At 45.6% G+C, this 11,993-nt stretch carries 1 protein-coding gene; it reads right to left on the bottom strand.

Translation table 11 applies throughout. The annotated features are described in order from the left end of the window. Positions 1-27: 27 nt before the first annotated feature. The gene (locus CVV77_RS03060) at positions 28-11,976 is read right to left on the bottom strand and encodes a non-ribosomal peptide synthetase/type I polyketide synthase (protein WP_100274617.1); all 11,949 of its coding nucleotides are present in this window, start codon (positions 11,974-11,976) and stop codon (positions 28-30) included. Positions 11,977-11,993 lie beyond the last annotated feature (17 nt).

Here is an 11,993-nt window from a genome sequence, read left to right as displayed (position 1 = left end):
TTTAAACAAATAAATATATGCTTTTCCCTAAAAGTTCAATTGAATAGAATCAAGCATGTTCTCTTCTTCCTCATAGCTGCTGCTCAATCCGATATGTTCGATTAGAATGCTTGGTTGTTCTAAAATCGCGGATAGAATGTGTAAGTAGTCGTTTGATAAAGCCTCGATTCTGCTTTTCTTAAACAGTTTTTTCGAATATTCAAACAGGCCGTGATAGTTGTCTTGGTCCGCCTGAATCGACAAGGTCAAATCGAATTTGGCAACCGGATGATGAAACTGATACGGCTTGAGCTGAAGGGAATCGAGTGTCAATTCAGCGTGATCGAGATTTTGCAGCACAAACATCGTATCGAACAAAGGATTGCGGCTTGGATCTTTCGAAAGATGTAAATGCTGAATCAATTCTTCTAACGGGTAGTCTTGATTTTTATAGGCATTCAGCATGTTTTCCTTTACTTCGTTTAAGTAGGCATCAAATGTTTTACGGCCCGCCGGCTGATTGCGGATGACTAACGTATTGACGAACATTCCCACGACCGACTCCACATCCAAATGATTCCGCCCGGCAGATGGCGTTCCTACGACAATATCCTCTTGTCCGCTGTATTTGGATAAAAGAATCGTATAGGCTGCCAATAAAATCATATACAGTGTAGCTCCTGTGTTTTCTTCCATTTGGCTTAAGCCTTGTTTCAAGTGTTCCGGTATAACAAATTCAAAGGATTCGCCTTCGTAATCACGTACGGCAGGCCGCTCGTAATCCGCAGGTATGTCCAGTACAGGAATGTCATCACGAAACTGATCCAGCCAGTACGCTTCCTGACTTTTGATATTCCGTTTCTGAATATCTGATTGCTGCCAAACTGCATAGTCTTTATATTGAACAGAAAGCGGATCGGGTTCGTTCCCCTCGTAGAGCCGGCTTAAATCTTTCATCAGAATGTTGACGGATACGCCGTCAGAAATGATATGATGCATATCAACCACAAGCACATGCCGCGCAGGTTCTAGTTCAATCAGTGCGGCCCGCATCAGCGGCGGTTTGGCTAAATCAAACGCTTGGATGAAATCAAGCACACGATCGTCCGCTTCTTCTTCGCTTGCTTGAATACGTTCTATTGTAAATTCGACGTTCTGATGAATACGCTGTGCCGGTTCGCCTTCATATAATTCAAAGCTGGTCCGCAAAGCTTCATGACGCTCGATTAATTTTTGGAAAGCGGCGTTTAACCGGTCGGGATCAATCGTCCCTTCCACACTCATGGCACCCGTCATATTGTAAGTCAGCTCGCCGCCCTCTGCGTGACTTAACAAATACATTCGCCTTTGAGCTGAAGAAACTGGATAATAGGGCATTTCCTTTGCTGCCGGGATCGGTGTATATCGATTTTTGTTCATGTGTAACGCCTTGTCAGCCAATTGTTCAATGGTAGGAAACTTGAATATGTCTTTTAGCGTCAGGTTTACATCCAGCTTTTTATGAATTCTGGCGGCTAAGGCCGCCGCGCGAATGGAATTTCCTCCGAGATCAAAGAAATTATGTTTGATCCCCACACGGCTTATTCCGAGCACTTCCTGCCATAAATCTGTCAGTTTGGACTCCACCTCATTGCCCGGCGGAACATATTCAGCTGTCTGTTGCAGACTTGCTTCGGGTGCGGGCAGTGCTTTACGGTTTATTTTCCCGTTGGACGTTAATGGCATATGCTCAAGACGGACAAAATAGGACGGAACCATGTAGTCCGGGAGCTCCGATGACAATTGTTCCCTAAGCTGCCCAGCCGCTATAGGTTTGTTACTTACGTAATACGCGCACAATTGTTTTAGGCCGTCTTCTGCTTTTTCGGCTGTAACAGCGGCTTTTTGCACTGCTTCCACGTTATGCATCGCTGCTTCGATTTCACCAAGTTCGATTCGGTGTCCCCTGATTTTGACTTGTTCATCGATGCGTCCGACATATACAAGATTTCCATCCCTCAATCGCTTAGCCAAGTCCCCTGATTTGTACATCTTCGCTCCTGGGATATACGGATTATCAACGAACTTCTCTGCCGTTAAATCTGGGCGATTCCAATACCCTCTGGCAACGCCGGGTCCGCTGATATACATTTCACCGATTACCCCGATCGGAACCAGGTTTCTGTTTGCATCCATCACATAAATGTCCGTGTTGGCAGCCGCAGTGCCGATCGGTACAGATTCCCGGTTGTCCCGTTTTGCGTCGTAACGGTAAATCATACATCCGACGACAGTTTCCGTCGGCCCGTACTCATTGAAAATGTCCAGCCGGCCTTTAAACTGCTCGCTGACACTTTTGGCCAGACGGGTGCTTAAATTTTCTCCGCCCACAATCATTTTCCGTATTGTGGTGCCGCCTGCTATATTCATCTCCTTGATTACATGCAAATGTGCCGGGGTCAATTTGATGATGTCGATTCTTGAGTCCTGCATAATCGCAGAAAGCACAGCGCTTTTGTCTTCTCCGTCGTAGACAATGATGGTATTTCCCGTCACCAGCGGTGTAAATATCGAAGTCACCGTCAGGTCAAAAGAAATGGAGGAGTATAATGGGAAGTTGGTTTTCTCTCCTGTCACATAAACTTCTTTCGCCCACCAAATATAATTGGCCAGCCCCTGGTGCTCAATGAGTACACCTTTCGGATTTCCAGTGGAACCCGACGTATAGATCATGTAGGCCAAATCATGCGCATTGCTGAATAATTCAAGATTTGAGCGGTCTTCATGATAAGAGTTTTCCTCATCTAAAAGCACAACTTCACCATCATAAGGTAATTGATCTTGCAGGTTGTGGTGTGTCAACACAATCTTCGCTTTTGAATCCCTCAGCATATAATGGATCCGGTCCTCAGGATACTCAGGGTCAATGGGCACGTATGCGCCGCCGGATTTCAGCACAGCCAAAATTCCAACAACCAGCTCGATACAATGAGGAGAGAGGATGGCAACGAATTGATCCGCTTGTATGCCTTTTCTCCGTAACGTTCGCGCCAATTGGTTTGCCCGTTCATTGAGCTGTCTGTACGTATACCGCTCATTGCCAAAAATAACGGCTTCATGATCAGGCCGCTGTTCCGCCTGAATTTCAAACCATCGAGAAACCGTTTCGTTATGCGGATACGACGTCTTTGTGTCATTAAACTCCGTCAGCAATTGATACCGTTCGGTTTCAGACAGCATAGGAACGGAAGACAACGTCATCTCCGGCTGCTTAACAAGGCTGTGTAAAATGCTGATATAGTGTTTTGTGATCTGTTCAATAGTTTCTTGTTCAAACTGTCCCGGTTTAAAATCAAAATGCATCTCTATCTGTTGCCCGACATCTTCGACCGTCAGCATCAAATCATATAAAGAGACTCCGGGGTTTCGCTCTTTCACCTTAAATGTACATTCATTGTGCGTTATTTCATGAAATTCAATATTTTGAAACACAAACATCGTGTTAAACAGTGATTTTCCTGTTGTTTCCCGCTGTACATTTAATTTTTCAACCAGCCTGTCGAATGGATAGTCTTGGTTTTCGAAAGCGTCAAGCGTCTGCCGCTTTACTTCTTCCAGATAATCCATAAACTTTCTATTGGCGTGCGGCTTCGTCCGGATTCCGATGGTTTGAATGAAAATCCCGATGATATTTTCGACATCCGGATGATTTCTTCCTGAAGCAGGCGTGCCTACGACAATGTCTTCTTGTCCTGTATATTTATGAAGCAGCACTTTGTAGGCGGCCAGAAGCACCGTATAAAGGGTCGTTCCCGCCTTTTGCGCCAGATCTTGCAGCGAACGGATTACATTCGGCTGCAGAGAGCACGTCACGCGCTGCCCCTCGGAAGACCGTACCGCCGCTTTTGAACCATCTGTCGGCAGTTGAAGAACCGGGATTTCTTCTTGAAATTGTTCCAGCCAATATGTCTCCTGCTGTTTCATGGCATCCTCATTCAGCCATTGGTTCTGCCATTCTGCGAAATCTTTATATTCAAATTCAATGTCCGGTAATGGTTTCCGATGATATAAGGCCAGCAATTCATTTGTAAGGATGTTGATGGAATAACCGTCCGAAATGATATGATGCATATCAATGAGCAGCTCATCCTGCCCGTTATCAATCTTGATCAGCTCCGCGCGGACCAAAGGAGCTTGTTCCAAGCGGAACGGTTTTACGAACCGGTCTGCATAGTCATCAAATTCGTCCCGGCTCATTGTCCGAACATGAACGTTAACATCAACTTCGTTTTCAAGTTTCTGGACAATTTCGCCGTCTGAGATTTCAAAATACGTGCGAAACGCTTCATGCCGCTGTATGACTTGCTGAAGAGAAGAAATCAGGGCCTGCTCATCGTACTGCCCTATAATTGATATTTGGCCGAACATATTTTGAGCCAATTGATCCGGTTCCATTTGGTGAAGGAAATATACTCTTTGCTGCGCCGGTGATGTCGGATAATGCGCTTTTTTCTCAGCAGCCTTCATCGGGAGGTACATGACTTTCTTTTCATTCTCAATGAAACGTGCTAATTCCTTAACAGTCTGGTGATTGAAAAATTGTCCGATGGAAACTTTTTGATGAAATGTCTTCTGAACTTTGGAAAGCATCAGCGTCGCTTGGAGTGAGTTTCCTCCCAGAGCCAGGAAGCGATCTGATCTTCCAACCCGTTCAAGGCCGAAAAGTTCCTCCCAAATCTGCGCCAGCTGTCGCTCCGTTTCATTTACCGGCGCCTCGTAGGCGTCAGCAAAGTTTGCCGTTTTGCTTACTATTGAAGAGACCCGCTGCTGGTGATCGGCATACAGTTCTTGTAAATCTTGCTGTTCTTCATCGGAAAACATCATCAGGGCATCAAGAGGGACAGAATCCTCCTCAACCATTTTTTGCAGCAATTTCGTAAAGCCCGCTCCCCACTTTTTCATGATTTCCGGACTGATGACGTTCGTTTTAAAGTCGAAATCAAGAACATATTCTTCATTCGCGTCTGTTATGTTAAGAAATAAATCGTACAGCATGCGTTTCACCGGGTATGCAATGGGCTCCGCCTCCGCCTTTCCGAAATGCAGCTTTCGAAAAGGCATGTCCAAATTAAAGATAATACGCATATCCGGCACTTGATCGTGCGGAAGCTGACTGGCTACCAGTGTCATCGGAACAGCTTGATGCTGCATGGCGTGATTCACGTTTTCTTTCATACTGCCAAGATAACCGGATAAAGTGCTTTCTGAAGAAGACGTATTCTTAACAGGAATCATATTGACGCAATTTCCAATCAGAGCATGATGTTTCATATGCGATTGACCTGCTGTAGGAATCCCGATCACAAGACCCGTCTGTTTGGTTAGCTGGTGCAGAAAAAGATGAAATGCGCCCAGCATTGTCACAAATACACTATTTTTCATCCGAATGCTTAATGATTTTAAAGCCTCGCTTAAAGGCCGTCCAAGCCTGATGGTACATCGGTCTCCCTCATATCCGTTCGGATAACGGGCGGAAGCGACGCTCGGCAGGACTGCCTGCTGTATCGGTTCAGAGAAATGATGCCGCCAATAACGGACGCCTTCTTCATAATGGCCGCTATCAATCTGCGCCTGCTGCCAGTCTAAATATTGACGAAATGAAGGAGCAGCCTCTTTTGGCGGAAACGGTTTTCCTTGTACAATTGCTGTATAGTTGCTCTCCAGCTCTTGAATAAAAACAGCGATTGACCATCCATCGGCAATGACATGATGGAACGTGAGCACAATCAGATGTTCATCTTGAGTCGATGTAAGCACATGGATTCTAAACAAGGGCTTTTGTTCATGAAAATGAAATGGCCGCTTGGCATCTTCTGTCAGCCAATTCTGCATTTCCAACTCCCGTTGCTCATCCGGGTGACCGGTAAAATCAATGACAGGAATGTCTATATTTATCCGTTCCTGCACCTGCTGTACCTCGTCATCCACATGAATCACCGTACGTAAAGCCTCGTGGCGGTCGATGATATGCTGCACGGCTTGTTTTAACAGCGTATGCTGCAGTTCACCCTCCACTTTTAGCATAATAGACTGGTTTAAAGCTGCAGAAGCTCCATTCCCATAATGGGATGCCATAACCAATTGTTTTTGTTCAGGTGAAAGCTCGTACGTCCCGGATTTTTTATGGCTGCCGTCGTTAGGGGAATCCGGGCCTTCCGGGATAAATCCGCCTCGGCGAAGATCCTTCACCGTGTCTTTAACGGCTTGAATGATATGTTCAATATCATCCGCGCTATGCGCAGCAGACAAGAAGCAGTTGCGTCCTTCCCATACATAGACCCCTTTATAATTGAGATGGTAAAAGAACAAGTCGTTATCAAGCGATGAGACAAAACGGAATAAAGAACCGAATTGAACCATACGGATAGGCACTTGCGATTGTTCAAAGTAGCGATTTAACTGATCGACCAGGGAGGTAGTGTTTTGATTTAGCTGCTCATACAGGTGTTCTCCCTCGGTTTGTAAATGGCGAAGCACGGCTAATGACATTCTCATGGTAAGCGGGTGAGTATTGAAGGTGCCGGCCACAAACGTGCGTTTCGCCTCATCCTGTGGATAGGAGTCGTCCCCATACTGCCAGGTTCCCCCGTCGATCGCATTCATGAACTCAGCTTTTCCGGCAACTATCCCTAACGGCTGTCCGCCGCCGATGATTTTTCCGTAGGTCACCAAATCGGCTTGAATGCCGAACCATTCCTGCGCGCCGCCGAGACCGATCCGAAATCCGGTAATAATTTCATCCATAATCAGGGCTGTCCCGGATTGCTGCGTGATCGCCCGCAGTTCTTTCAAAAATGCTCCCGGCTGCAAATCCGGCCTGCGGCTTTGTACAGGTTCTACCAATACGGCTGCCAATTCATCTCCAAGACTGCGAATCACATCGAGCGAATCTGGATTGTTGTAATGCAAAATAATCAAATCATCCATAAAGCTCTGCAGTATGCCTGGAGCAAGCGGATTCGCAGACGCAGCCCCGCCTTTTGTACTGGCAACCCCTAATACGCCGTCAAACGTACCGTGATAAGAGCCTGAGAACGCCACAACTTTCTTTCTTCCTGTTGCCGCCCTTGCCAAACGAAGGGCAACCATGACGGCTTCTGTTCCGGAATTATAGAAAGCGACCCTTTCTACACCGGTACATGTGCGGATTCGATCGGCAACTTCACCGGCGACATCCGACATCGGGCCGAGCGGAGGCAACGATGAACGGATTGAATCATCGATAACCTGTGTAATAAAGGGCGGATGATGCCCGAAAAGATTAACCCCGAATCCCATGGTGATATCGATATATTCGTTTCCATCAATATCCCACATCTTGGAACCGTCAGAACGTTGGGCAATAATCGGGTACACGATTTCCTTCCAGTATGAACGGAAACTGGACAAGTTGCGGTTGTTTGCATGAGCAAATCGGGTTTTGTCCGTATATTGTTTGGAACCTTTCGTTTTATCTGCGTATTTCCCGATGAAATCTTCTAAATATCGTCTTTGCTGTGCGGTATAGTGTCCCTGTTCATACAGGTTCTGGGGCTGAAAAGGAACATAGGGTTTCGCTTCTTGAGCCAATTTCTTTTCTGCAGTGACGGTCGGCGTCCCTTGCTTGACAGAAGGAATTGATTTTTCTAGTGCTTTAGCGTAGTCTTTCACATCGGAATGATGTCCGCTGTTTCTCAGCAAATTAAAGCTATTTAATTGAGCCTGCAAGGTATCCTGAATTAATTGATTCTGAGAAGCGATTATTTTTTCGAGCATGTGCTCTTGATGCTCTTCTCTGTGACCAGATTCAGACTGTGTTTCTGAAATGACCAGTTTTTCCTCCGCCGGAACATTCTCTTGAGCTGGTGCGGATGCAAAGGACGATGGAGTGGTATCAGCCAAGTAATCTATGACACTTTGAAGGTTGTTCATCGTATCGAAAAAACGATCCATCGGGATGTCTACACCAAATTCGTCAGCGATGGCTTTTTTGACCTGTGACAGCATGATGGAATCCATTCCGAGCCCGATAAAATGCGCATTCAAATCGAGTTCATCCGCTCTGATTCCCGAAGCATTGCCGATTACAGTTTTCAGAAAGGATTCAATATGCGCCTTCGTTTGATTGATATTCAATGCCGCTTCTCCTCTCTCTTCGTCCTCGTTTAAGCGCAAATGGTCAGCTTCAGCCCAGCATCGGTTCCGTTCAAACGGATATAAGGGCAATGGCGTTTTTTGTACAGTTTCACCGGCATAAAGCGCGCGCCAATCTATAACGGCTCCTTGCACAAATAATTCGGCGGCGCGATTCAGCCATGTGATTCGTTCATCATGCGTACGTATACACTGCTCAATCAGATCAGCAGCTTGTTTATTCAGCTCTTCTTTATGAGCAGGCAGCATTTCCTTCAAGTTCTTATAACCAATGTGTACCCCGGGAAGATGGCTGTCTCCTTGAACCACGGAGGTCAGCTTGTCACATAATTCTTGCTTACTGAATACAACCATGGCCATACCATGATCCAAATGAGCCCTTCCTGTACTGGCTGTATAGCAAATGGACTTCAATGAAGCTTGGCTGCCATCCGATACATATTGCCGATACTGCTGCGCGAGTTCATAGAGTGAATTTTCAGTATGAGCGGATAAAACAAATAGGTGCGGCTCATTTTCGTCCGCGAGTGCTTCCTCACTTTGAGAAATATATTCTTCCAACACCACATGAGCATTCGTTCCGCTAAAACCGAACGAGCTGACTCCGCCCCGCAGCGGCTCATCCCCGGATGTGAACTCCGTAACTTCCTGATTTACATAAAACGGTGAAGAGTGAAAATGAATGAACGGATTGGGTTCATTAAAGTGGGCTAACGGCGGGTTTTTCTTTTGATTCAGCATGAGGACAGATTTGATCAGCCCAACGACGCCTGCCGCTTCAAACAAATGACCGATGTTCGATTTAACAGAACCAATCGCACAAAATTGTTTTTTTGCTGTATACTTTTCAAATGCTTTACAAAGCCCGTTAAATTCAACCGGATCTCCAAGCTTGGTTCCGGTGCCATGCGCTTCGATGAATGACAGCGTTTCAGGAGCAATGCCCGCGTCTTTCCAGGCCGTTTCAATGACCTCAGTCTGAGCTGCCGGGTTCGGTGCAGTAATACCTGCGGTTGTTCCGTCTTGATTCATCGCGCTCCCTTTGATCACGCCGTAAATATGGTCTCCGTCGCGAACAGCATCCTGCAAAGGTTTTAATAGGACTGCCGCCGCGCCTTCACCTGAGCCCGTGCCGTCTGAATCTTTGCTGAACGTTTTCGTGTACCCGTCCGAAGATTCCATATCAAGTCCGATACGCATCGGCAAGAGCGATGTCCGGATACCTCCGGCAATAGCCATTACACACTCGCCAGAATTTAAAGATTTGCACGCCATATGAACGGCAGCAAGCGATGAAGAACAAGCTGTATCCACTGTGACCGCCGGCCCTTTTAGATTTAAGAAATAAGCGATTCGGCTGGCTAACACTGAAGGAAGATTGCCTACAATATATTGATGAAGTTCCTCCGGATAATTGGCAGAAAGGAGGCGTTCATAATCGTAGCCCACCTTCGAGTACCCTGCATATACCCCGACCCGACTCCCGTTCATGCTGTTTCCGGCATAGCCCGCATCTTCCATCGCATGCCATGCAGACTGCAAAAACAGTCTTTGATTTGGATCCATAAACTGAGCCGTTTTAGGAGCTAAACCGAAGAACGAATAATCAAAGCGGTCGATTTCATCTAAATAGCCACCTTTAACAAACTGATTCTCATTGAATTCACTTTGGATGGACTTTAAATAATCCGCCGCATCTTTCAGCCGAGATGCAGGGTATTCTCGAATGCTGTGCTCTCCTTTTTCAAGCAGATTCCAAAAATCGCTTTTAGTCGATGCTCCCGGGACATTGAGCGACATTCCGATAATGGCAATGTCTTTCGGCGACATTTGGCTTCGCTTCTCTGTCACATCATGATTGATTTCAGCATGGTTTTCAGACAGAAATGCCGCTAAATCAGTGATGGAAGGATACGTAAACAGGTCGGAAACGGCAAGCTTGCGCCCAAATTTCTGTTCTATGCACTCAGCAATCTGCGATAACTGTAATGAATTTGCTCCCATATCAAAATAACTATCAGTGAGGTGAACCTTTCTTCCATCGAGCACTTCGGAAAAGATAGACAGCAATTCCGTTTCTATCTCATGAATCGGCGTCTGTCCGGATTTTTCAGGGCGGCTCTCCAAAAATTCATTGATGGCGGCAGACTCTATCGAAAAATTCCCTGCCTCATACTGTCTGGCCAGTTCATATCGCTTAACCTTTCCGCTGGTTGTTTTTGGAAGCTTTCGGATCGGAAGGACTTCTTTTATGTTCCAGCCGCCCCGCTTGTACAAATACTTTTTAATCTCTTTGACAAGCGGGGCAAATTTTTCAGGTGATTTTTTGAAAACAACAAAGAGCACGATTTCTCCGCTTCGCGTCTTTTGATCATATACACCGCAGGCGGCAACCCTTCCTAAGTCAACCTCTTCCATTTCAATCGCGACCCGTTCAATATCGTGAGGGTAGATATTTTTTCCGTTCACGAAAATAATGTCCTTTTCTCTTCCGGTTACGACTAAGTTACCACTTTCACTAATGAACCCAAGGTCTCCTGTTTTTACCCAGCCGTCAGAAGTCAGCGCTCTGTCCGTACTTTCGGGGTTGTTATAATACCCTTGCGTCACATTGTCTCCTTTGATCTGGATATGGCCGATGATTCCGTCTTCTGCTCTTTCATTTTCTCCGTTGGAGATTCGAATCTGACAATAGTCAATAGGTTGTCCCACTTCGACGAATGAAGCGCAATTTTGATCTTCTTTGCTGACTTTTACAGCTCTTTCGCCGAGGTTTAAATGATCGCGATGCAAATAAACGGGGACGAATTCTTCGCCTGTTTTAGAGAACGTTGCGCCGACTGAAGCTTCCGCTAAACCGTAAACATTTAAAATGGCGGATCTTTTCATATTGAATGTTGCGCATCTTTTTAAAAATTCGTCACATAGCTCCGGCAATATCGGTTCTGCACCGTTTGCGATGACTCTGATATGGGATAAATCCCAGTCTGGTTCGTTTTTCAGAAATTTAAGGAAGTAGTTGTATCCGAAATTAGGAGAGGATAGAATGCTGGTTTTATGTTCATGAGCTTTTTTCATCCAAAGGATAGGTCTGCGAATAAATAATTCTGTAGGCATTAGATTTTGATTGATTCCGACTAAGAAGGGAACAAGGTGGCAGGCGATGAGCCCCATATCATGCGTTAAAGGCATCCAAGATAAGAAAGAGTCTTTCGAATCAATGGACAGAGCATTTCGAATGGCACACGTGTTATGTATTAAGTTGTGATGCGTTAACATGACTCCTTTTGGATGTCCTGTCGATCCTGAAGAAAATTGGATAAAGGCCAGTTCATCCGCATCAGGTTCATATATAGAAGCGGGGTAATCGTAGGTTTGATCTTGAATAATGTCAGATTTCTCGTTTAATTGATGATGGAAATCTTGTAAATCGTGTTCTGCGGCGTATTTCTTTATTTTATCCAATACTTTCTCAGAGGCAATCAGATACGGATGATTTAATATATTCCAAATGCGCCAGACCTTCAGCTTATGGTCATCATCTTCTCCGATACTGACCGGTACCGGGATCATTCCTCCTAATAAACAAGCCCAAAAAGCAACGACAAATGATTTGTTTTCTTGGATTTGAAATACAATTTCCTGCTTCGGCTGAATGCCGATATGCTGTAAATAGCCAAGAAACCCCTGTGCCTCATCAAACAATTGGCGGTAAGAGACAACTGTCTCTTTTTTATCGGATTCGATAAAACGGATCCCGCGATCAGAGATATTGCTTCTTTCCCGAATGACATCGACTAAGGTTTGGAATTGACTGGTATACATAGGTCCCCTCCTGGGCG

Source organism: Bacillus sp. SN1 (genome assembly GCF_002796895.1).
Lineage (GTDB): Bacteria > Bacillota > Bacilli > Bacillales > Bacillaceae > Bacillus > Bacillus inaquosorum.
This window is presented reverse-complemented; position numbering and strand designations above follow the sequence as displayed.

Coding starts and splice junctions, on each gene's coding strand:
- CVV77_RS03060 (WP_100274617.1), bottom strand. CDS start 11,976: ATGTATACCAGTCAATTCCAAACCTTAGTCGATGTCATTCGGGAAAGA.